The organism is Myroides phaeus (assembly GCF_009799805.1).
GTDB lineage: Bacteria > Bacteroidota > Bacteroidia > Flavobacteriales > Flavobacteriaceae > Flavobacterium > Flavobacterium phaeum_A.
This window is the reverse complement of record NZ_CP047050.1, coordinates 948,061-970,052: the sequence shown is the minus strand read 5'-3', so window position 1 is coordinate 970,052 and position 21,992 is coordinate 948,061. Positions and strand designations below refer to the sequence as shown.

Annotated in this window: 18 protein-coding genes and 1 tRNA gene; 11 read left to right on the top strand and 8 right to left on the bottom strand. The window is 31.2% G+C overall.

Features of this window, described 5'->3' with window-relative positions; all coding sequences use genetic code 11:
* Window positions 1-215 precede the first annotated feature (215 nt).
* Window positions 216-2,342, bottom strand: a complete 2,127-nt coding sequence (locus tag GQS07_RS04400) for a Tex family protein (RefSeq protein ID WP_158209781.1) — start codon at window positions 2,340-2,342, stop codon at window positions 216-218.
* A 56-nt stretch (window positions 2,343-2,398) separates the two neighbouring features.
* Between GQS07_RS04400 and GQS07_RS04395 the strand changes: the two genes are divergently transcribed.
* Window positions 2,399-2,662, top strand: a complete 264-nt coding sequence (locus GQS07_RS04395; RefSeq protein ID WP_090404652.1) for a DUF1294 domain-containing protein — start codon at window positions 2,399-2,401, stop codon at window positions 2,660-2,662.
* Between the two features lie 257 nt (window positions 2,663-2,919).
* Here GQS07_RS04395 and rpiB read toward each other — a convergent pair whose 3' ends face one another.
* Both rpiB and GQS07_RS04385 read right to left on the bottom strand, forming a co-directional pair.
* Entirely contained in the window at window positions 2,920-3,351 is a 432-nt protein-coding gene (gene rpiB, locus GQS07_RS04390; RefSeq protein WP_158209780.1) for a ribose 5-phosphate isomerase B, read from the bottom strand.
* Between the two features lie 48 nt (window positions 3,352-3,399).
* Window positions 3,400-5,013: an AMP-binding protein gene (locus GQS07_RS04385; RefSeq protein ID WP_158209779.1), complete on the bottom strand. Its 1,614-nt coding sequence runs from the start codon at window positions 5,011-5,013 to the stop codon at window positions 3,400-3,402.
* 314 nt (window positions 5,014-5,327) lie between these two features.
* Here GQS07_RS04385 and rnr point away from each other — a divergent pair, with 314 nt between their 5' ends.
* The 3 genes from rnr (at window position 5,328) to GQS07_RS04370 (ending at window position 8,951) form a co-directional block, all read left to right on the top strand.
* Window positions 5,328-7,505: a ribonuclease R gene (gene rnr, locus GQS07_RS04380; RefSeq protein WP_158209778.1), complete on the top strand. Its 2,178-nt coding sequence runs from the start codon at window positions 5,328-5,330 to the stop codon at window positions 7,503-7,505.
* Between the two features lie 2 nt (window positions 7,506-7,507).
* Window positions 7,508-8,182, top strand: a complete 675-nt coding sequence (locus GQS07_RS04375; RefSeq protein WP_158209777.1) for a head GIN domain-containing protein — start codon at window positions 7,508-7,510, stop codon at window positions 8,180-8,182.
* A gap of 85 nt (window positions 8,183-8,267) precedes the next feature.
* On the top strand, window positions 8,268-8,951 hold the full coding sequence (locus GQS07_RS04370) for a LysE family translocator (protein ID WP_158209776.1): 684 nt from the start codon (window positions 8,268-8,270) through the stop codon (window positions 8,949-8,951).
* 104 nt (window positions 8,952-9,055) lie between these two features.
* On the opposite strand, the gene GQS07_RS04365 is transcribed toward GQS07_RS04370, so the two are convergent.
* Together GQS07_RS04365 and folB are read right to left on the bottom strand one after the other, a co-directional pair.
* Window positions 9,056-9,126, bottom strand: a tRNA-Cys gene (locus GQS07_RS04365).
* An 87-nt stretch (window positions 9,127-9,213) separates the two neighbouring features.
* Window positions 9,214-9,570, bottom strand: coding sequence for a dihydroneopterin aldolase (gene folB, locus GQS07_RS04360; RefSeq protein WP_090404638.1), 357 nt, complete (start codon window positions 9,568-9,570; stop codon window positions 9,214-9,216).
* A gap of 128 nt (window positions 9,571-9,698) precedes the next feature.
* Between folB and GQS07_RS04355 the strand changes: the two genes are divergently transcribed.
* The 4 genes from GQS07_RS04355 (at window position 9,699) to GQS07_RS04340 (ending at window position 12,454) form a co-directional block, all read left to right on the top strand.
* The gene (locus tag GQS07_RS04355) at window positions 9,699-11,381 is read left to right on the top strand and encodes a glutamine--tRNA ligase/YqeY domain fusion protein (protein WP_158209775.1); all 1,683 of its coding nucleotides are present in this window, start codon (window positions 9,699-9,701) and stop codon (window positions 11,379-11,381) included.
* Window positions 11,382-11,489: 108 nt separating this feature from the next.
* Window positions 11,490-11,831, top strand: a complete 342-nt coding sequence (locus tag GQS07_RS04350) for a YtxH domain-containing protein (RefSeq protein WP_158209774.1) — start codon at window positions 11,490-11,492, stop codon at window positions 11,829-11,831.
* Between the two features lie 15 nt (window positions 11,832-11,846).
* A complete protein-coding gene (locus GQS07_RS04345) occupies window positions 11,847-12,197 on the top strand; it encodes a phage holin family protein (protein WP_090404629.1) in 351 nt (116 codons plus the stop codon).
* Between the two features lie 11 nt (window positions 12,198-12,208).
* Window positions 12,209-12,454, top strand: a complete 246-nt coding sequence (locus tag GQS07_RS04340) for a DUF6327 family protein (RefSeq protein ID WP_158209773.1) — start codon at window positions 12,209-12,211, stop codon at window positions 12,452-12,454.
* 58 nt (window positions 12,455-12,512) lie between these two features.
* Here the strand turns inward: GQS07_RS04340 and GQS07_RS04335 are convergent, their stop codons facing one another.
* The 3 genes from GQS07_RS04335 to gltX all read right to left on the bottom strand — a co-directional run bounded on the left by GQS07_RS04335 (window position 12,513) and on the right by gltX (window position 15,731).
* On the bottom strand, window positions 12,513-13,493 hold the full coding sequence (locus GQS07_RS04335; protein WP_158209772.1) for an SPFH domain-containing protein: 981 nt from the start codon (window positions 13,491-13,493) through the stop codon (window positions 12,513-12,515).
* A gap of 74 nt (window positions 13,494-13,567) precedes the next feature.
* Window positions 13,568-14,083 carry a hypothetical protein gene (locus GQS07_RS04330; RefSeq protein ID WP_158209771.1) on the bottom strand — a complete coding sequence of 172 codons (516 nt, stop codon included), beginning with the start codon at window positions 14,081-14,083 and terminating at the stop codon, window positions 13,568-13,570.
* A gap of 133 nt (window positions 14,084-14,216) precedes the next feature.
* The gene (gltX, locus tag GQS07_RS04325; protein WP_158209770.1) at window positions 14,217-15,731 is read right to left on the bottom strand and encodes a glutamate--tRNA ligase; all 1,515 of its coding nucleotides are present in this window, start codon (window positions 15,729-15,731) and stop codon (window positions 14,217-14,219) included.
* A 2,587-nt stretch (window positions 15,732-18,318) separates the two neighbouring features.
* On the opposite strand from gltX, the gene ybeY reads away from it, so the two are divergent.
* The 3 genes from ybeY (at window position 18,319) to GQS07_RS04310 (ending at window position 21,949) form a co-directional block, all read left to right on the top strand.
* Window positions 18,319-18,738 carry an rRNA maturation RNase YbeY gene (gene ybeY, locus GQS07_RS04320; protein ID WP_158209769.1) on the top strand — a complete coding sequence of 140 codons (420 nt, stop codon included), beginning with the start codon at window positions 18,319-18,321 and terminating at the stop codon, window positions 18,736-18,738.
* Between the two features lie 37 nt (window positions 18,739-18,775).
* Window positions 18,776-20,653 carry a tRNA uridine-5-carboxymethylaminomethyl(34) synthesis enzyme MnmG gene (gene mnmG, locus GQS07_RS04315; protein ID WP_199269107.1) on the top strand — a complete coding sequence of 626 codons (1,878 nt, stop codon included), beginning with the start codon at window positions 18,776-18,778 and terminating at the stop codon, window positions 20,651-20,653.
* Window positions 20,654-21,097: 444 nt separating this feature from the next.
* On the top strand, window positions 21,098-21,949 hold the full coding sequence (locus GQS07_RS04310; RefSeq protein ID WP_158209768.1) for a class I SAM-dependent methyltransferase: 852 nt from the start codon (window positions 21,098-21,100) through the stop codon (window positions 21,947-21,949).
* Window positions 21,950-21,992: the final 43 nt, after the last annotated feature.

Sequence of the window (21,992 nt, the reverse complement as noted above, 5' to 3'; positions counted from 1 at the left end):
TCGTCTATTTAGCGCTTTTTTATGCTTAAATATTTCAAAAAAGCACAAAAAAAGTACCTATTCAGACAATAATGAATAGGCACTTCACTTATAAAACATAATAAAAACACTACTTACCTTTATAGCTTTCATTCCAATTTAGCATTAAAATTAAAAGCTTTAGATATTTACTTAAAAACAACTATTGTGCCAAAAGCGTGTTTTTATACTTTTTTTTAATCAAGAATCATTGAAAGTTGAATTCGCTTTTTAGCAATATCAACATCCACTACTTTCACCTGAACATGTTGGTGTAATTTAACTACTTCATTCACATCAGAAACAAATCCTTCTTTCAATTGTGAAATGTGAACTAACCCACTCTCTTTGATACCTACATCTACAAAGCATCCAAAATTGGTAATATTATTGACGATTCCAGGTAAAACCAATCCTATCTTTAAATCAGTAATCTGTTTAATACTCGGGTCAAATTCAAATACTTTAGCTGCTTTTCGAGGGTCTAACCCTGGTTTTTCAAGTTCTTTTAAGATATCTTGAAGAGCAAACTCTCCTACTTCCCCTGTTTTATATTTCTTTACATCTACCTGAGCAATTACTTCTTTATTAGAAATCATATCGTTTACAGATACTTTCAAGTCTTTTGCAATCTTTTCTACAACACTATAAGCTTCAGGATGCACTGCCGAATCATCTAAGGGGTTTGCTGCATTTTTAATTCGTACGAATGCTGCTGCTTGTTGAAATGCTTTTTCGCCAAGTCTTGGTACTTTTTTCAACTCTTTTCTACTTTCAAAAGGACCATTTTCTGTTCTATATTGAATAATATTCTCTGCCATCTTTTCACCAATACCAGAAACATAACTCAACAAAGACTTGCTTGCAGTATTCAAGTTAATTCCAACTGAGTTTACGCATTTCATCACCACATTATCCAATTCTTTTTTCAAAAGCGTCTGATCTACGTCGTGTTGGTACTGTCCAACCCCTATTGACTTAGGGTCGATCTTAACCAATTCAGCCAATGGATCTGATAATCTTCTACCAATAGAAACCGCCCCTCTAACAGTTACGTCATACGAAGGAAATTCTTCTCTGGCTATCTTTGATGCTGAATAGACAGATGCTCCTGCTTCGTTCACTATAAACACTTGTACAGGCTTATCAAAAGCAATCTTCTTGATGAAGAACTCTGTTTCACGAGAAGCCGTTCCATTTCCAATTGCAATAGCCTCTACGCGGTATGAATTAACCATAGAACGAATTTTCTTCATCGCCATTGCACTTTCTTTTTGAGGTGCATGAGGATAAATTGTTTCATTGTAAAGCAAATCTCCTTGTTCGTCTAAACAAACTATTTTACACCCCGATTTATATCCAGGATCTATAGCAAGAATTCTCTTCTCTCCCAATGGCGAACCCAATAATAGCTGTGTTAGATTATCTGCAAAAACATTGATAGAATTAATATCTGCTTTTTCTTTTGCCTCACTTAAAGCTTCATTTGATAAAGCCGGCTCTAACAATCGCTTATAACTATCAGAAATAGCATTTTTAATAATAGACGCACATTCATTATTGCTTTTAATAACTGTATTTTCAATAAATGTTACAGCCTCCTTTTTATCTACAGCAACAGAAAATTTGATATATCCCTCTTTTTCAGCTCTCAAAATAGCCAATAAACGATGGGCTGGAATGCGATACACAGGTTCGTTCCATTCAAAATACTGTTCAAATTTCTGTGCACCCTCCTCTTCTTTTTTAGCCTTTACAACCTTTGTTGTAATAGTTGCTTCTCGTTGAAATTTTCTTCTCAACGCTTTTCTAACAAACATATTCTCATTAATCCATTCTGCAATAATATCAGAAGCACCTTGAATTGCCTGTTCTTCATCTGCAACCTTACCTGTAACATACTTTTGAGCGATAGATTCTACATCAGTAGCATTTTGTGCCATAATAACCTTTGCTAATGGCTCTAATCCGTTCTCTCTTGCTGTATCAGCTTTTGTCTTACGAGATTTTTTGAATGGTAAATATAAATCCTCAATCTCTGTTAAATCAAAACTATTACTAATCTTATTTTTTAACTCCTCTGTTAGTTTACCTTGTTCTTCAATTGCGTTTAAAATAGATTCCTTGCGCTTTACTATACCTTCATAAAGCTCTCTATATTTTGCTATTTTCTCGATAACTACTTCATCTAAGTTACCTGTATTATCTTTTCTATATCGAGCTATAAATGGTATTGTACACGCTTCGTCAAGCAAGGCTAAAGTATTTTCAATACTGCGTACTGAAGCATTTACTGCCTGCTGAATAAACTCAATCAACGTCATAATTAATTATTTTAAGATTAGCTAAAATACTACCTTTGCGACAATAAATAAATCACATGAAGTTTTTATTCCTTTACTTATTCATAATTAACTACATAGCCTTCTCTATGTTTGCTGTAGATAAAGAGCGAGCGATAAAGCACAAAAACCGTATTTCTGAAAAGAATTTGCTTACACTTTGTTTCTTTGGCGGAAGTTTAGGTGGCTGGTTAGCTATGAAAAAGTTGAGACATAAAACTTCAAAAGACTCTTTTAAATTTAAGTTCTACGCAATTTTAATTGTCCAAGTAATTCTTTTATTCGCACTTTTTAAACGATAGTAAAACTGCGCTACTACGTAATTTATATTACACTTAAACCTATTTTAAAGCACACTAATACCACACAACTCCGAGACTTGTTCGGGACTTCTTCGAAAAAAGCCCTATTTTCCGAACTTGTGTCGAACATCTCCCGAACATGTGTGAAATAAAGTACGAGCAAGCTTACACTAATACTTAATAAAAGTAGGTTTAATTCCAAAAAAAAGAGGCATAATCCTAAGACTATACCTCTTGTATTTAAATAATTGCTCTATTTAAGAACAAGCAATTTTGTTTACTCTTGTTAAATGACGTCCACCTTCAAATTTAGTGTCTAAAAAAGCTTCAACCATAGCCACAGCTTGTTCAATTGAAGTGTATCTTGCAGGAATACTAATTACGTTTGCATCATTGTGCAACCTTGCTAATTCAGCAATTTCCTTTGTCCAACACAATGCACATCTCACACCTTGATGTTTGTTTGCAGTCATTGCAATTCCATTTCCACTACCACAGATTACAATTCCAAAATCTGCTTTTCCTTCTTCTACATCTAATGCAACTTTATGTCCAAAATCTGGATAATCTACAGAACCAAAATCATCTGTACCGTAGTTAGTTACATTATATCCTCTTGATTCAAGTAATTTGATAATTGCTTGTTTGTACGCTGGACCTGCGTGGTCATTTCCGATTGAAATATTCATTTTCTGTTGTGTTGTATTATACTTCTACAAAGTTAGTATTTTTATTATTTATAGCCCTAATTCTTCTACAGCTATCTGACGCATTTCTACCTTTCTAACTTTTCCAGAGATTGTCATTGGAAACTCTGTAACAAACTTCCAATATTTTGGAATGCGGTAGTGAGCAATCTTTTGATCACAAAACGCTCGCATTGCCTCTGCCGTTGCAGTTTTACCTGGTTTCATAATAATCCAAGCCATTATTTCTTCTCCATACTTTTCAGAAGGAACGCCGATAACTTGTACATCTGCAATATCTGAATGAGTGTATAAGAAATCTTCAATCCATTTTGGAGAAATATTTTCACCTCCGCGAATAATAAGATCTTTAATACGACCTGTAATAGAAATAAATCCATCCTCATCCATTGTAGCTAAATCGCCCGAATGCATCCATCTATTTTCATCTAATACTTCTGAAGTAAGGGTTCTATTGTTCCAATATTTTAGCATTACTGAATACCCTCTTGTACACAATTCCCCTGCCTCACCACGTGGTAAAATATATCCCGTTTCAGGATCTATAATCTTTATTTCAATGTGATCTTGAACTGTTCCGACTGTTGTTGTTTGCTTTTTGATGTCAATTCCAATATGTGTCTGTGTAGAAACAGGAGATGTCTCTGTCATACCATAACAAATACTGACTTCTTCCATATGCATTTCACTTTTAACGCGTTTCATAACGTACTCAGGACACAATGACCCCGCCATTACCCCTGTTCTAAGTGAAGTTAAATCATAATCTGTAAAGTTTGGCAATTGCAATTCAGCAATAAACATTGTAGGTACTCCATAAAGTGAAGTACACTTTTCATCTTGAACCACTTGTAATGTTTTTGCAGGATCAAAACTATCATTTGGAATAACAATCGTAGCTCCATGAGAAGTACAACAAAGATTTCCGATGACCATTCCAAAACAATGATAAAAAGGAACTGGAATACAAACACGGTCTTTTGTCGTGTACTTTAAACGCACACCAATAAAGTAGCCATTATTTAAAATATTGTGATGGGTTAAGGTTACTCCTTTAGGAAAACCCGTTGTTCCTGATGTATATTGAATATTAACTGCCTCGCCAAATTGTACAGAATCTTCAATAATATCCAATTCTCCATCTGTAATTTGATCAGCTGTAGTTAAAAACTGTTCCCATTCCTCTCCTAAGAAAACAACCTCACGAAGAGAAGGGCAGTCTTCAAAAACCATAGAAATTATTTTTCTATAATCACTGGTTTTAAAACTACTTGCAGAAACAATTAAAGAAATCTCTGATTGATTGATAGCGAATTCTATTTCGTGTGCGCGATAAGCTGGATTTATATTTACTAAAATAACGCCAATCCTCGCAGTAGCATACTGCATTAAAACCCATTCATAGCAGTTAGGAGCCCAAATTCCTACACGATCTCCTTTCTGTACATTATTCGCTAATAATGCTTTAGCAACCTTAGAAGTTAAGTCATAAAACTCTTGATATGTAGCTCTGAAATTCTGATGAACGCTAACTATTGCCTCTTGATTAGGGTACTTATCGGTAATTTTTTTTAAATTCTGTCCAATAGTTTCTCCTAACAACGGCATTTGTGAAGCGCCGTGCACGTAAGAAATTGTATTCATAATAATGTTGGTTTTTTGGTTAACTCTAAAATACAAAATTTTAAACACAAACAACATTTTATGCGATTTTAGAAAAGATATTGTTTTCTTTGCATATAAATACGCAATACTTACTTTATATTATTACATAGAATACAATGTTTACACAGGCAAATAGATCGCGAAAATAGGAGGGAAGTCCTAAAATTAAGCGACTTATAAAATATCCCTTTTCAATATTTCACTTCATTTTATGATAAAAAGAGTATAGTATTTTGTACATTTAAGCAACTATTTACCTCTGGGTAGGTTCATAGAATTAAAACATGAAAAAAATGACAAAAAAAATAAAAAAGAAAAAGAATAAAGAGTTCGACTTCGCTGGTAAAATCTTAAAGTTTTTATCTAAGAATACAACCAAATCGTATAACTATAAACAAATTGCTGGGCAATTAAGCGTTAACGATACACAGGGAAGAAATGAGATTATAAAAGAACTTAAATATTTAGTTTCTAAAGAGAAAATCGAAGAAATAGAAACCGGTAAATACCGCTTTATTCCTAAAGCTAATTACATTGAGGGTTACATTGATATGACAACTCGTAAAACTGCTTACTTGGTATGTGAAGATCTTGAAGAGGATGTATTTATCCCTACAAACAACTTGCGTAAAGCTCTTGATGGAGATTTCGTTAAAGCTTATATCTACAACAAAAGAAACGGAAAAAAACCAGAAGGGGAAGTTGTTGAAATTCTTGAAAGACATAAGACACAATTCGTTGGGGTTATTGAAATTCAAAAGAACTTTGCTTTTGTTTCAACAGCAGATCCAAAAATGTACACAGATATCTTTGTTCCAAAAGAGAAGATTGGAGATGCTTTAGATGGAGAAGTAGTTGTAGTAGAAATTGAAGATTGGCCAGAAAAAGCAGATAGTCCTTTTGGTAGAGTACTAAAAGTATTAGGTAAGCAAGGAGAACACGACACTGAAATTCACGCAATTTTAGCGGAATACGGATTGCCTTCTGACTTCCCTAAAGAAGTAGATGCTTTTGCTAATAAAATTGATACTTCTATCAATGAAGAAGAGATAGCAAGACGTAGAGATATGCGTGAGGTTTTAACCTTTACAATTGACCCTAAAGATGCAAAAGACTTTGATGATGCTTTGTCTTTTGAAAAATTAGAAAATGGAAATTACAGTGTAGGTATTCACATTGCAGACGTTTCTCACTACGTACAAGAAGGAACTATCCTTGATGAAGAAGCATTTAATAGAGGTACTTCTGTTTACTTAGTAGATAGAACAATACCTATGTTACCTGAAGTTTTATCAAACTTTGCTTGTTCATTAAGACCAAATGAAGATAAGTTTACTTTCTCAGCTGTTTTTGAAATTAACGAGAAAGCAGAAGTAGTAGATAAGTGGTTTGGTAGAACGGTAACACATTCTAACCAACGTATGGCTTATGAAGAAGCACAATATATTATTGAAACAAGTGATAGAACTATTCCAGAAGGAATTTCATTAACTGGAGCTGATCAAGAAGTAACAAAAGAAGTTGCAGAGGCTGTTCTTAAATTAAATGACTTAGCTAAAATCATGCGTAAAAAACGTATGGGTGAGGGGGCTATTTCTTTTGATAAAGTAGAAGTAAAATTCAACTTAGATGAAAATGATGTACCGGTAGGTGTGTTCTTTAAAGAAGCAAAAGAAGCAAATCACTTGATTGAAGAATTTATGTTATTGGCTAACAGAAAAGTTTCTGAATTCATTGGTAAACAAAAGAAAACGTTTGTTTATCGTGTTCACGACGAACCAGATCAAGAAAAATTATTTGGTTTACAGTCTGTTATCGCACGATTTGGACATAAGATCAACTTTAATACGAAAGCAAGTATATCTAAGTCATTGAACAAATTATTGAAAGATGTACATGGTAAAAAAGAGCAAAACTTAGTAGATACTTTAACTATTAGATGTATGAGTAAAGCAAGTTACTCTACTAATAATATTGGACACTACGGATTAGCTTTTGACTATTATTCTCACTTTACATCGCCAATTCGTCGTTATCCAGACGTTATGGCTCACCGTTTATTACAACATTATTTAGATAAAGGTGCATCTGTAAGCGTTGATGATTTTGAGAAAAAATGTAATCACTGTTCTTCAAGAGAAAGTCTTGCTGCCAATGCAGAAAGAGATAGTATTAAATACATGCAAGTAAAATATATGGAAGACCAAAAAGGACAGGAGTTCTTGGGAGTTATTTCAGGTGTTACTGAATGGGGTATTTATGTAGAAATCGTTGAAAACAAATGTGAAGGAATGGTTCGTATTCGCGAGATAAAAGATGATTACTACGTATTTGAAGAAAAACAATATGCTTTAATCGGTCAGGCTAACAAAACAATGTTACAGCTTGGAGATGAAGTTATAGTTACTGTTAAAAATGCAGATTTAGTCAAAAAACAACTTGATTTTAACTACATTAGAAAAAATTCTTAATTATGAAAAAGTTAGCATTATTACTTGCTCTTATTGTTTCACCTTTCATTTTTGCTCAAAAGAGCAGTGTTTTAGGTGATTTTAATACAATGGGAGTATTTGATCAGATTCAACTTACTTTGGTTCCTTCAGATACTCAAAAAATTGAAATTGAAGGTACGAATGCAGACAATGTAAATGTTGTAAACAAGAACGGTAATTTAAAAATCAAAATGAACTTTGTAAAGTCTTTACAAGGGGAGGGGATTAAAGTAACTCTTTTCTATAAAAACTTAACAGAGATTTTAGCTGATGAAGGAGCTTCGATTAAAACGACTGCTCCAATTAAAGCTACAAAATTAGATGTAACTGCAAAAAATGGTGCTACAATTGTAGCCGAAATTGACACAGAAAGAGTAGATGTAAAAGCAGGTTCTGGTTCTGTAGTTAAATTATCTGGTAAAGCAGCTGTTCAAGATATTGTTTCAAATTCTGGAGCAGAAATCAAAAACAAAAAGCTTCTAACTAACCAGACAACTGTAACAGTTAATGCAGGAGGACAAGCAGATGTGTATGCTTCTGAATTAGTGGATGCAAAAACCAGAGCAGGAGGGAGCATTACTATTTATGGTAATCCAAAAAACGTAACTGAAAAGAATGTTTTAGGGGGAACTGTTAAAAAAGTAACGAACGAATAATTTAACTTTTAAGTCAAAAAGCCGTATCTTGCAAAAGATATATTCAAATGCCAATTGTATAATTGGCATTTTTTAATTAATGACAATGATAGACGACTTAATTACAGGAATATCGCTTGGTTTTTTCTTGAGCTTTATGATTGGCCCTGTTTTTTTTATTCTTATTGAAACAAGTATAACGAGAGGGTTCAAAGCTGCTATAGCATTTGATACAGGAGTAATCTTAGCAGATGCTCTGTTTTTTGCTGTTGCTTTTTTTAGTAGTTTTCGCTTAATCAACGCAATCAAAGATGATCCTGCTTTATTTATTTTTGGAGGAATTATTATGCTTACTTACGGAATCATTTCCTTTGTAAGGCTTAAAAAAGTGCAAGTAGATACTTTACAAATTGCACCTCCTAATCTTAGAAGAGATTATTTGAATCTTTTTGCAAAAGGATTCTTACTTAACTTTATCAATGTTGGGGTTTTAGGTTTTTGGTTAGCTATTATCATTACATTAGGTCCAAATATGGATATGGATACAGGAAGAATGTTTACTTTCTTTGGTTTTACAATTACTGCTTACTTCATTACCGATTTGTTTAAAATTACGCTGGCTAAGCAATTGAGAAAGAAACTTACTCCAGAAAATATTTTAAAAGTGAAAAAGATTAGTAGTATAATCTTGATTGTTTTCGGTTTAGTAATTATGATTAAAGGTATTTTACCTAAATCTGGAAATAATAGCTTAAACATCCCTATAAAGGCCTTAGAACAGACAGAATAAGTTCAATTCAATATAAACTAAAAACGGCTAAGTAATTTAAAATTACTTAGCCGTTTTTTTATGGGTATAAAAAAAGGATAGCTAAATAGCTATCCTTTTTGTTGAGGCTTCGAGCGGATTCGAACCGCTGTAGACGGTTTTGCAGACCGCTTCCTAGCCACTCGGACACGAAGCCATGTCCTTTATTTGGATTGCAAACTTACTAATTATTTTTAGATTTAAAAATCTATTTAGTGTTTTTTTGCACCTAAAAAAACATTTATTATCTAACTCCCTGCATTTCAACAGTTACGTATTCTACATCTCCACCAATTGGCGGGTTAATTTTAGATACAGAGACCTTAACTTCATTCACCATTCTAATTTCAACAAACACTCTGTCTATTATTCTTTGACAAACCGTTTCTAACAATTTAGCTCTCTTGTCCATTTCTTCTTTCACAATCTTGTTTAAATGAACATAATCAATTGCATATTCTAATTCATCTGTTGCCGCTGCTTTAGTAAAATCACCTTTAGCAACAACATCTATGCGATAGTCAGAACCAATTTTAGCCTCTTCATCCATACATCCGTGAAAAGAAAAAGTTCTAATATTATTTAATTTAATAATTCCCATAATTAATTCTTTCTGTTTTAAGAACGCTAAAAGTACAAATAATTTGACTGTTTTATATTTATAATACGCTAAAAGACTCAAGAATTGACTACTTTTTTGATACCTTTGTAGTTATAATAAATATTTCCATGTCAACAAAAGAGAAATCATTAAACTTTATTGAGCAGATCATTGAAGAAGATCTTAAAAATGGTTTGCCAACAGAAAAACTTCATTTCCGTTTTCCGCCAGAACCTAATGGGTACTTACACATTGGACACGCGAGTTCTATTTGTTTAAACTTTGGATTAGGGTTAAAGTACAATGCGCCAGTAAACTTGCGTTTTGACGATACTAACCCTTCAAAAGAAGAACAGGAATTTGTTGACGCAATCAAACATGACGTAGAATGGCTTGGATTTGAATGGGCAAATGAAGTATATGCATCAGATTATTTCCAACAGTTATATGATTGGACTATACAAATGATTAAGGACGGAAAAGCCTATGTTGATAGCCAAACTTCTGAAGTAATGGCGCAACAAAAAGGTACTCCAACTACAGCAGGTGTAGATAGTCCATATAGAAATCGTTCTGTAGAAGAAAACCTTGATTTATTCGAAAGAATGAAAAATGGTGAATTCGAAGAAGGAGAGCACATTTTAAGAGCTAAAATTGATATGGCTCATAAAAATATGTTGATGCGTGATCCTATTATGTATAGAATCATCAAGAAATCACATCACCGTACTCAAAATGATTGGTGTATTTATCCAATGTATGACTGGGCACACGGAGAGAGTGACTACATTGAAAGTATCTCACATTCTTTCTGTACGTTAGAATTCTTGCCTCATAGAGAGCTTTACGACTGGTTCTTAGATCAAGTAGTAGTTCCTGAGAATATTAGACCTAAACAGAGAGAATTTGCTCGTAGAAACTTATCGCACACGGTAGTTAGTAAACGTAAATTAGCAAGACTTGTAGCAGAAGGACACGTAACAGGATGGGATGATCCACGTATGTCAACAATTTCTGGATTGAGAAGAAGAGGTTATACTCCTATTTCAATTAGAAATTATGCTGATACAATCGGAATTGCTAAGCGTGATAACTTAATCGATGTTTCTTTATTAGAATTCTGTGTTAGAGAAGATTTGAATAAAATTGCACCACGTGTAATGGCTGTTCTTGATCCTGTTAAATTAGTAATTACTAACTATACTGAAGGACAAGAAGAATGGTTAGAAGCTGAAAATAACCCAGAAGAGGAAGTGATGACTTATAGAAAAGTTCCTTTCTCAAGAGAAATTTACATCGAAAGAGAAGATTTCAAAGAAGAAGCAAATAGCAAATTCTTTAGATTAACTCTTGGTAAGGAAGTTCGCTTGAAAAATGCTTATATCATCAAAGGAGAAAGTGTAGTGAAAGACGAAGAAGGAAACATCTTAGAAATTCATGCAACATACGATCCAGAGAGTAGAAGTGGAAGTGGAACAGAAGCAAGTAAAAGAAAAGTAAAAGGAACTATTCACTGGGTATCTGTACCACATGCAATAGAAGCAGAGGTTAGAATCTATGATCGTTTATTTACGGATGAAAATCCTGATGGGAATAAAGATGTAGATTTCTTAGACTTTGTAAATCCAAATTCTTTAGAAATAGTAAAAGGTTATTTAGAGCCAAGCTTAAGCACAGCGAAAGATGGTGATAAATTCCAATTCCAAAGACTTGGTTATTTCTGTGTAGATAAAGAAAGTAAAGAAAATGCCTTAGTTTTCAATAAAACAGTAGGTTTGAGAGATACTTGGAACAAGATAGAACAGAAGTAATTTTTAGTACTTAAAGATAAATAAGCAAGACGCTTTAACTTAATATTAACAGTTAAAGCGTCTTTTTTTTATAAATTTATAGTATTAATCATATAAAAAATAATTGTTATGTCAGATCGTTTAGGTAATACAGTAGTAGCGCTACTTGCAGGTGCAGTAGTAGGAGCAGGTTTAGGAATTTTATTCGCTCCAGCAGAAGGAAAAAAAACACGTAAAAAAATCAAAAAAACATTTGATGATTCTAAAGACGATTTAAATGATAAAATTGATGAATTAAAAAAACAAGTTCGCGATACAGTTTCTAAGAAAAAACATGATCTTGAAGAAGGATTAGAAGGCTTTATGTCGACTACAGGAAAGAAAAGAGACGAAGTTATTTCAACTTTAGAAAAGAAGTTAGCTGAATTGAAAACACAAGCTAATGAAGCTGTAGAAAACGCAAAAAAATAATCTTATTTAATTATAATGGCATTCGAGGAAATAAAAGATAATATAGATGATATAAAAGTTGATTCTGAAGAGTTTTTACGCTCAAGTATGAACTATTATCGCCTATGGGGATTTAAGGTAACTGCAAAAGCAGGGAGCATTTTTATGACCTTACTTTTAGTAGGCCTATTTATAATGATCGCAGTATTATTCTTCTCCTTGTCTGCTGCTTTTGCTATTGGGGAATGCTTAGATAGCAGACCAATTGGTTTTTTAATTGTTGGAGTAGTGTACTTATTAATTACATTGCTTGCCTATTTATTTAGAAAACAATTGGTAGAAAAACCTCTAATTAAAAAATTGTCGGAAATAATATTTAACGATTAAATCATTGTCTAATGAGAAAAGCATATACTTCTTTTGAGGAAATAAATCAAGACTTACGCATTTTGCGTGTCAAGAGAAATTTACATTACCAAAAGGTGTTTCAATCTGTTGACAATATTAAAGATGAATTAACTCCGGATAGATTAGTTAGAAATACTTTTGGTTCTGTAGCAAGCTATATTAAAAGTTCTGGAAATATTCAAGCTTTCCTTATTACTGCAGCATTAAAATTCTTTTTCAACAGAAAGAGAAAATAAAATATAAAACAAAAAAGCTCTCAAATAGTATTTGAGAGCTTTTTTTATTGGTTTTAGATTAGTCTATTTCATCGTAATCCATTTCATTAGACAAATCCTTTGATTCGTAATTTTTATTGCTTAAATCGCTTGTTTTTACGTTTGAGCCTGTCATTTCATTTATTTTACTGCTTGCAGCAAAAGAAGCAACCATAGTATTAAGCATATCTGTTGCAACTGTTGGAGCATTCGGTAGTAAGATTAAATTCGATTTAGAATCTGAACCTACTGATTGTAGAGTATCATAGTGTTGAGTTACTACAATAAGTGCTGAAGCTTCTTGTGAATTGATACCAACTTTGTTTAAAATATCAACACTTTCAACAAGTCCTTGAGCAATCTCTCTTCTTTGATCAGCAATACCTTGACCTTGTAGTCGTTTAGATTCTGCTTCCGCTTTCGCTTTTGCTACAATTCTAATTCTACTCGCTTCTGCTTCATATTCTGCAGCAACTTTTTCTCTATCTGCAGCATTAATACGGTTCATTGCATTTTTAACTTGAATATCTGGATCAATATCAGTTATTAAAGTATTAATAATATCATATCCGTACGTTGTCATAGCTTCATTTAATTCAGCTTTAACTGCGACCGCAATATTGTCTTTTCTTTCAAAAACGTCATCTAAAATTAATTTAGGAACTTCTGCACGAACAACGTCAAAAACATAAGATGTAATTTGATCATGTGGGTATTCAAGCTTATAAAAAGCATCATATACTCGATCAGGAATTACTTTAAATTGTACAGAAACCTTTAATTTGACAAACACGTTATCTTTTGTCTTAGTTTCAATTAATACATCTAACTGTTGTATTCTTAAATTAACAACACCAGAAATTCTATCTACTAAAGGAATTTTTAATTGTAGTCCTGAATGTCTAATGCTATTAAATTTACCAAAACGCTCAATAATCACAGCTGATTGCTGTTTTACGGTAAAGAAACCTAAAAACAAAATAGCAACAGCTACAACAACAATAATTAAAGTTGGAGTCATAAGTATATTTTTAAAATATTTTTGTTAAAATACACTTTTCTAAGAACAGAAAAAAATAATAATCTTGTTATTAATTATTTTTCTAAGCTTATTTTTAAATGTAATAACTTTAATGTAACAGGATCTACATTTACTATCTGAGGATATAGCTTTTCAACTACAGGCATAATCTCAGTTACAGGAATTGCAAAAACAAGATTATTAGCTGATTTTTTTAATAAAACGGCCTTTACTTCTAAACCATTTTCTAAAGTAAAGATTAATTCTCCTAAGCGATGATTCCACTTAAACTTATTTATTTTAAGCTGACAATCTGAACTGTTTTGATTAAAAGTACCTGTAAAGTTCTTTTCAAAACGCAGAATATCCGATTTACAATTTGGTTGATTAGGATAGGGAGTAGAAAAAACAGGTGCACCAACTAAAGGTTTTACCTCAATTGATTTAGGAGTCCAATCTCCAATTAAATGCTTTTGAACAAAAGCAATCCATTCCTTTTCAATTTTTCCTCCTGTGCTATTATCATCATTAGAGCATGAATAAAATAGTGAAAAAACACCTATTAATAGCAGTACACTTAATCGTCTCATTTCTTTATAATTAACTTTTGAATAAAATTACTAATTTATTCCTCAACAATTATAATTCCAAAATGAGATATTCTTTGAAGATTGTATTTTAAAAGTACAAAAAAAGGTCTGAGTAAAACTCAGACCTTATATATTAAGCATTTTTCTGTACTGCTGTTTGAATTCGTTTGATAGTCTCTGCTTTACCAATCATTTCAATAATTTCAAAAAGATCCGGTCCTTTAACAGCCCCTACAAGACTCAATCGCAATGGTTGCATAACTTTCCCCATTCCAATTTCTTGCTTTGTAATCCAATCTTTAACTTCTGTTTCGATTGACTTGGCATCAAAATCATTAATTCCTTCTATTACTTCTGCTACATTCATCATTATTGATGAAGTATCTTCTTTCCAGTTTTTCAATGCTTTAGCATCGTATTCTGTTGGAGCAACGAAGAAGAAATCACTTAACTCATAAAAATCAGTAACAAAAATAGCACGCTCTTTAATCATAGAAACTACTTTAGTTACATATTCTTTCTCAGCCTGAATTCCTTTTTCAGTCAAAATTACTGAATAAGCATCAGCTAAATCAGTATTCTCTTGTAATTTTAAATAGTGTTGGTTAAACCATTTATTCTTTTCAGGATCAAATTTTGCTCCTGCTTTATGAACTCTATTTAAGTCGAATTTCTCAACTAATTCAGCTAAAGAAAAAATCTCTTGGTCAGTTCCATCATTCCATCCTAATAAAGCAAGGAAGTTGATAACCGTTTCTGGATAAAAACCTTTTTCTCTATACCCAGATGATTTTTCTCCTGACACAGGATCAACCCAATCAAGAGGGAATACAGGGAAACCTAATTTATCACCATCACGTTTAGACAATTTACCATTACCAACTGGTTTTAAAATCAATGGTAAGTGCGCAAATTTAGGAGCTTCCCAACCAAACGCTTTGTATAATAACTCGTGAAGTGGAAGAGAAGGTAACCATTCTTCACCGCGAATAACATGAGATGTTTCCATTAAATGATCATCCACAATATTTGCTAAGTGATATGTAGGCATTCCATCGCTTTTATATAAAACTTTGTCATCTAATAAACTCGTTTCAAACTTGATATCCCCACGGATTAAATCGTTTAATTCTAAAGTCTCACCAACAGGAGTTTTAAAACGAATAACAAAAGGTTCTCCATTTGCTATTAAACTATCTACTTCTTCTTTACTTAAGTTTAAAGAAGTTTTTAATTGCTCACGATTACTATGATTATAGATAAAAGTCTTTCCTTCACTTTCTGCTTGTTTACGTAAAGCATCTAAATCTTCTGCTGAATCAAACGCATAGTATGCCCATCCATTAGCAATTAATTGGTTTGCATATTGTTCATATAATTCTTTACGCTCACTTTGTCTATATGGTCCAAATTTTTCATTTTTCCCTATAGTTTCATCTGGAGAAATCCCAAGCCATTCTAATGCTTCAAGGATATATGCTTCAGCTCCTGGAACAAATCTATTTTGATCTGTATCCTCAATTCTGATATAAAAAACTCCATTGTTTTTTTTAGCAAATAAATAATTAAACAATGCTGTTCTTACTCCACCAATATGTAATGGTCCTGTAGGACTTGGTGCAAAACGCACGCGAACTTGATTAGCCATTTTGTAATAAAATTTTTTACAAAGATAATACTAACTATATTTTTCCTTATATGTTTTAGTAATAAAAGTGCCTCCTTCAATTACATACTTACTGACAAACTTACTTTAAGTACTAAATAACACTTAATAATTAGCCTAATAAAACTATTCACGCAATAACAAGCTCACAGAAAAAATACTCTATATATAGGAGTCAAAATAATCGTTAGTTATTTATAAAATACTATATATCAATGGTTATAACTTTTTGTTATGAGTTAATCTATTGTAATTCAATGTAATTAAATTATAAAACCACATTTAAGTCAACAAAATATTTAATAACAAAACATCTACCTTAATAACTGTATTTCAATAAGTTATGACAATCTTTATTTTACATAGATTTTATCGTACGAAACACTACAGGTAAAAAAGTGATTTAATCCTATAGAATCGTATTCAGTATTATTAAGATAACTACTATATATCCTATCTAACTATTGTAAAAATAAAATATGACAACTACAAAGCATCCTTTTAATAAGCACCTAAGAATGCGCTAAACCAAAATTCCTAATGCTAATCACAAAAGAATCAATTTACAGAAACTTGAAAAATAAAAGGCTACTAACTATAAAATCATATTCAATTGATAATCAATATCATAACAACAATAGAGCCCATTGTTAATAAAGAAAGTTAAAATACTGTAATTCAAGTAGATAATAATTCACCGATTCTGTTGATAACTATGGAAAGAATTCAATAACTATTTTTTGCATATTCAAGATAATTTACAATACAATGTTGATAACCACATTTCCAAATTTATTTTCTAAATTCTATTGTTGACATATCAATACTAAAAAATAGGGTTATCAACAGTTTTACACACCCTCACTTATCGAAAAAACACTGTTGATAACGAAAAAAGTGATTGTTGATAACCTATTTAGACTATTTATTTCTAAGTAGTTACAAAATGATAAGATGTTGATAAGTATTAATAATTGAAATTAAAGAATTTATTGAGAAAAGTTATTGTACATATTAACAGACAATATAATAGAGAAAGATTTTTTTTAAATTTTAAATTTTCTTTTATTAATATATAATGATGTTAATAACGTTGATAACTCAAATTTTTTAAATGTTGTTTTTTGATTGAAGGAAGTATTGTTTGTAATGTTCCACGACGAACATTTTCTATTTTAGAAAGAGGAGATATTTTCGATATTTAAGTTTGTTTAATAGATCTGGTCAGATATGAAATTTATATGGAGCTATTTTTTCGTAGTACTTTTTTAGGACTCTCTATATTTTCGATATTTAAGTTTGTTTAATAGATCTGGTCAGATATGAAAATTACATAGAGTATTTTTTTTGAAGCATTATTTTTGCGATGCTCCATAATTTGAATATTTTGTTTTTTCTGATCAGTCGTTCAGATATGAAAATTACATTGAGTATTTTTTTTGAAGCATTATTTTTGCGATGCTCCATAATTTGAATATTTTGTTTTTTTCTGATCAGTCGTTCAGATATGAAAATTACATAGAGTATTTTTTTTGAAGCATTATTTTTGCGATGCTCCATAATTTGAATATTTTGTTTTTTTCTGATCAGTCGTTCAGATATGAAAATTATATAGACTTATTTTTTCGTAGAAATTTTTTAGCGATGCTCCGTAATTTGAATATTTTAATTTTTTCTGATCAGTCGTTTAGATATGAAAATTATACGACGTTATTTTTTTCGTAGCAATTTTTTAGCGATGCTCCGTAATTTGAATATTCTAATTTTTTCTGATCAGATGTTCAGATATGAAAATTATATAGACTTATTTTTTCGTAGAAATTTTTTAAGTGTTCTCCATAATTTGAATATTCTAATTTTTTCTGATCAGATGTTCAGATATGAAAATTATACGAAGTTACTTTTTCGTAGTACTTTTTTAAGTGCTCTGTATATTTTTGATATTTTGTTTTTTTCTGATCAGATGCTCAGATATGAAAATTATACGAAGTTACTTTTTCGTAGTATTTTTTTAAGTGCTCTCCATAATTTGAATATTCTAATTTTTTCTGATCAGATGTTCAGATGTGAAAAATTATACTGTTTACTTTAAACTGTTTTTAAGTGCTTTTTATTTTTTGAATAGAAAGTGTTGAGTAAAACATTGTAAAGTTATTTTGATTGTATAGAAGAGTAGGTGAGTATTATTGTCAATTAATGCTTGAGTGGTAGTAATGGGATAGTTTTTTTTAAATTATAATATCTTAATTTTTAATTGTATTTTTGTGACAGTTGATTTTTAGAAATTTTGAATTTTTTGTTATTCTAAAATTATTTTATTTTTTTAGTAATTATCCAATATTTGAGCTCTTTTCTATTTGTATAGTAGCTTTCAGAATTGAATATTTAAAATATTTTAAAGTTTGATTTTAAATATGAGAAAATCTGGATCATTAATTTTAAAGTGTGAGATTAAGCTTTGAATCTCACTAATTTATATTTTGAAAAATATTATTTTTTGTGAGCAAATTAAGTTTACTTTTTATTTTTCATTGTACCTTTGCTCGTATTATATTTTAGATAGAAAAACATGATTTCATTTAACTACGAGTCTGATTTTCAATTAGATAACGAAAACCTGTATGAAGAATGGATTGAATCCATTATTGCTTCAGAAGGTTTTTATCTGGGAGAGATTAGTTATATTTTCTGTGATGATGAGTATTTACATAATATTAATGTAGAATATTTAGATCATGACACTCTTACTGATATTATTAGTTTTGATTATACTGAGGGTAAAATTATTTCTGGTGATATATTCTTATCTGTGGAAAGGGTGCGAGATAATGCAAAAGATTTTAACGTTGAGTTTAGCACAGAGCTTTTAAGAGTGATGTGTCATGGTATACTGCATTACTGTGGTTATAAGGATAAGACTGATGAGGATTCTAAACTTATGCGTTCAAAAGAAGAAGAAAAAATGGCTATGTTCCACGTGGAACAATAGTATTTATATTTATTAATTTAATGTTTCACGTGGAACAATGAGTATATTTCAAGATACATATGATGTTATAGTTGTAGGAGGAGGGCATGCTGGTTCAGAAGCTGCTGCTGCTGCTGCAAATATGGGATCAAAGACTCTATTGATTACAATGAGTTTACAAAATATTGCACAAATGTCTTGTAATCCTGCTATGGGAGGAATTGCAAAAGGACAGATTGTTCGTGAGATTGATGCTTTGGGTGGTTACTCAGGTATTGTTTCTGACAAGACTGCAATACAATTTAAAATGCTGAATAAATCTAAAGGTCCTGCTATGTGGTCTCCAAGGGTTCAGTCTGATCGTATGAGATTTGCTGAGTTATGGCGATTAATGTTAGAAGGAACACCAAATTTAGATTTTTATCAAGATATGGTTCGTTCATTGATTATAAAGAACGAACGTATTGAAGGAGTAGTTACGAATCTTGGTATTGAGATAAAAGCTAAAACAGTTATTCTAACTAATGGTACTTTCTTAAATGGTTTGATTCACATCGGAGAAAAACAATTTGGTGGTGGTAGAGCAGGAGAGAGTGCTGCATATGGAATTACAGAAGATCTTGTTAAAGCAGGTTTTGTTTCTGGTAGAATGAAGACGGGAACTCCTCCAAGAGTAGATGGTCGTTCTTTAGATTATACTAAAATGGAAGCGCAACCTGGAGATGAGAATCCTGCGAAGTTTTCTTATTTAGATGTTACAAAACCATTAGTTGAACAAAGAGACTGTCATATGACTTATACTTCTCCTTTGGTTCACGAGTTACTAAGAGAAGGGTTTGATCGTTCTCCAATGTTTACAGGTAGAATTAAAAGTATAGGACCACGTTATTGTCCTTCTATTGAAGATAAGATTAATCGTTTTGCTGATAAAGATAGACATCAAATTTTCGTAGAACCAGAAGGATGGAATACATGTGAAATATATGTAAATGGTTTCTCTACTTCTTTACCAGAAGAGGTTCAAATAAAAGCATTACGTTCAGTAGCAGGATTTGAAAACGCTAAGATATTTAGACCTGGGTATGCTATAGAGTATGATTATTTTCCACCTACACAGTTGAAACATACTTTAGAAACTAAGCTTGTAGATGGATTATTTTTCGCTGGACAGATCAATGGTACAACTGGGTATGAAGAGGCAGCTGCGCAAGGCTTAATGGCGGGTATGAATGCACATTTGAAAGTTAATGGTAAGGAACCTTTTATCTTAAGAAGAGATGAAGCTTATATTGGAGTTTTAATTGACGACTTAATTACTAAAGGAACTGAAGAACCATATAGAATGTTTACTTCAAGAGCAGAGTATAGAACTTTACTTCGCCAAGATAATGCTGACTTTAGATTAACACCTAAGAGTTTTGAACTTGGATTAGCTTCAGAACAACGTCTAAGACGAATGGAATTTAAACGTGAAGAATCAGAGAGCTTCGTTCAATTCTTTAAAGAAACGAGTGTAAAAACTGAAGAGGCAAATCCTATTTTAGAGGAGAAAGGTTCTTCTTTAATGAGTCAACCTGATAAAATGTTTAAAGTTTTCTCTCGTCCTCAAATAGAATTAGGCGATATATTGAAGTTTAAAAAAGTAAAAGAATATATTGAAGAGCATGATTTAGATCAAGAGATTTTAGAACAAGCAGAGATTCAAGTTAAATATTCTGGCTATATTGAGAAGGAAAAATCTAATGCAGATAAGTTAACAAGGTTAGAAGATGTTAAGATTCCAAGCAATTTTGATTACGATAAAATAGTATCATTATCCTTTGAATCAAGAGAGAAATTGAAAAAGATTAAACCTATTACAATTTCTCAGGCTTCACGTATCAGTGGTGTAACACCAACCGATGTTTCTATTTTATTAATACATATGGGAAGATAAAATCTTATTATATAGTAAAGGGTGTTCCACGTGGAACACCCTTTTTTTATTTCTATTCGTTTCAAAAGAAAACTATCTTTACTTCGTTTTCTATAAATTGTAATTGTAGTTATCCAATATAAATGCTGTAATTATGGTAGCAATCTTTTATAGAATTAAAGGTAGTTTATGAGACAAGTAATTGTATTATTTAAATCATAAAGTAGGTATAGATTATATCCCTTGTATGTTTAATAGAAAATAGAAAAGATAGTTTTTATATTCTATAGAATATCTTTTTCATACTTCATTTTACCTTTTTATATATCGACTGTCTTTTAATATTTGATTTAAAAACAGAAAGTATGATGAAGTATTATTCTTATCTAAATAGAGAATAATAATATTTAAACTTTAATATGGCATTATCTTGATTATATTTGTTGATGTTTTAAAACTTGAAAAATGCAGATAGAATCCAATATTAAATTTTTAGAAGTAGAAGATTATTCCGTCTCTAATGAAAAATTTGAACTGTATTTAGATCCATCTTATCATCTATTAAAAACAATTCCTCAACCTAAATCTGAAGAGTTAGGAAAATATTATGAGAGTGAAAATTATATTTCACATACAGATAAGAAGACTACCTTTTTTGAAAAAGTATATCAAACTATCAAAAGAAAGGCTATTCAAAATAAATTGAATTTATTAGAATCTATAAAAGAGTCTAAAGGAAACCTTTTAGATATAGGATGTGGAACTGGTGATTTTTTAGCAGCAGCTAAAAATAGAAATTGGAATGTAGTAGGTTATGAACCAAATTTGGGTGCAAGAAAATTAGCCGAAGAGAAGGGAGTATCAATTGTAGAAGATACAAAAAGTATAGAAGAGGGGACATTAGATGTTATTACTTTATGGCATGTTTTAGAACATGTACCCGATTTAGAAAATCAAATAAAAGAACTTTATAGATTATTAAAGCCGAACGGTATTTTAATAATAGCTGTTCCTAATTATAAATCTTACGATGCTCAATATTATGGAAAGCATTGGGCAGCTTATGATGTTCCACGACATCTATGGCATTTTTCTCAACAATCAATTCCTTTATTATTTAATCCTTTCGGATTTATTTTACAGGATACCTATCCAATGCTATTTGATAGTTTTTATGTTTCTCTTTTATCTGAAGAAATTAAACACGGAAAAAAGAATTGGCTAAAAGCTTTTTCAGTTGGATTGAAATCAAATATTGAAGCAAGACGTAATTTAGAATATTCTTCTTTAATTTATTCTTTAAAGAAAACAATTTAGTTTTCGCAAGTCAATTTAGATTAAAAAAGAGTAAATTAGTAAT

Bases quoted from the DNA above. Each gene is read 5' to 3' on its own strand.
- folB (WP_090404638.1), bottom strand. From the start codon at position 9,570: ATGGGAATTATTAAATTAAATAATATTAGAACTTTTTCTTTTCACGGA.
- rpiB (WP_158209780.1), bottom strand. From the start codon at position 3,351: ATGAATATTTCAATCGGAAATGACCACGCAGGTCCAGCGTACAAACAA.
- GQS07_RS04310 (WP_158209768.1), top strand. From the start codon at position 21,098: ATGCAGATAGAATCCAATATTAAATTTTTAGAAGTAGAAGATTATTCC.
- mnmG (WP_199269107.1), top strand. From the start codon at position 18,776: ATGAGTATATTTCAAGATACATATGATGTTATAGTTGTAGGAGGAGGG.
- GQS07_RS04350 (WP_158209774.1), top strand. From the start codon at position 11,490: ATGTCAGATCGTTTAGGTAATACAGTAGTAGCGCTACTTGCAGGTGCA.
- GQS07_RS04400 (WP_158209781.1), bottom strand. From the start codon at position 2,342: ATGACGTTGATTGAGTTTATTCAGCAGGCAGTAAATGCTTCAGTACGC.
- GQS07_RS04375 (WP_158209777.1), top strand. From the start codon at position 7,508: ATGAAAAAGTTAGCATTATTACTTGCTCTTATTGTTTCACCTTTCATT.
- GQS07_RS04330 (WP_158209771.1), bottom strand. From the start codon at position 14,083: ATGAGACGATTAAGTGTACTGCTATTAATAGGTGTTTTTTCACTATTT.
- GQS07_RS04355 (WP_158209775.1), top strand. From the start codon at position 9,699: ATGTCAACAAAAGAGAAATCATTAAACTTTATTGAGCAGATCATTGAA.
- rnr (WP_158209778.1), top strand. From the start codon at position 5,328: ATGACAAAAAAAATAAAAAAGAAAAAGAATAAAGAGTTCGACTTCGCT.
- GQS07_RS04340 (WP_158209773.1), top strand. From the start codon at position 12,209: ATGAGAAAAGCATATACTTCTTTTGAGGAAATAAATCAAGACTTACGC.
- gltX (WP_158209770.1), bottom strand. From the start codon at position 15,731: ATGGCTAATCAAGTTCGCGTGCGTTTTGCACCAAGTCCTACAGGACCA.
- GQS07_RS04395 (WP_090404652.1), top strand. From the start codon at position 2,399: ATGAAGTTTTTATTCCTTTACTTATTCATAATTAACTACATAGCCTTC.
- GQS07_RS04385 (WP_158209779.1), bottom strand. From the start codon at position 5,013: ATGAATACAATTTCTTACGTGCACGGCGCTTCACAAATGCCGTTGTTA.
- ybeY (WP_158209769.1), top strand. From the start codon at position 18,319: ATGATTTCATTTAACTACGAGTCTGATTTTCAATTAGATAACGAAAAC.
- GQS07_RS04370 (WP_158209776.1), top strand. From the start codon at position 8,268: ATGATAGACGACTTAATTACAGGAATATCGCTTGGTTTTTTCTTGAGC.
- GQS07_RS04335 (WP_158209772.1), bottom strand. From the start codon at position 13,493: ATGACTCCAACTTTAATTATTGTTGTTGTAGCTGTTGCTATTTTGTTT.
- GQS07_RS04345 (WP_090404629.1), top strand. From the start codon at position 11,847: ATGGCATTCGAGGAAATAAAAGATAATATAGATGATATAAAAGTTGAT.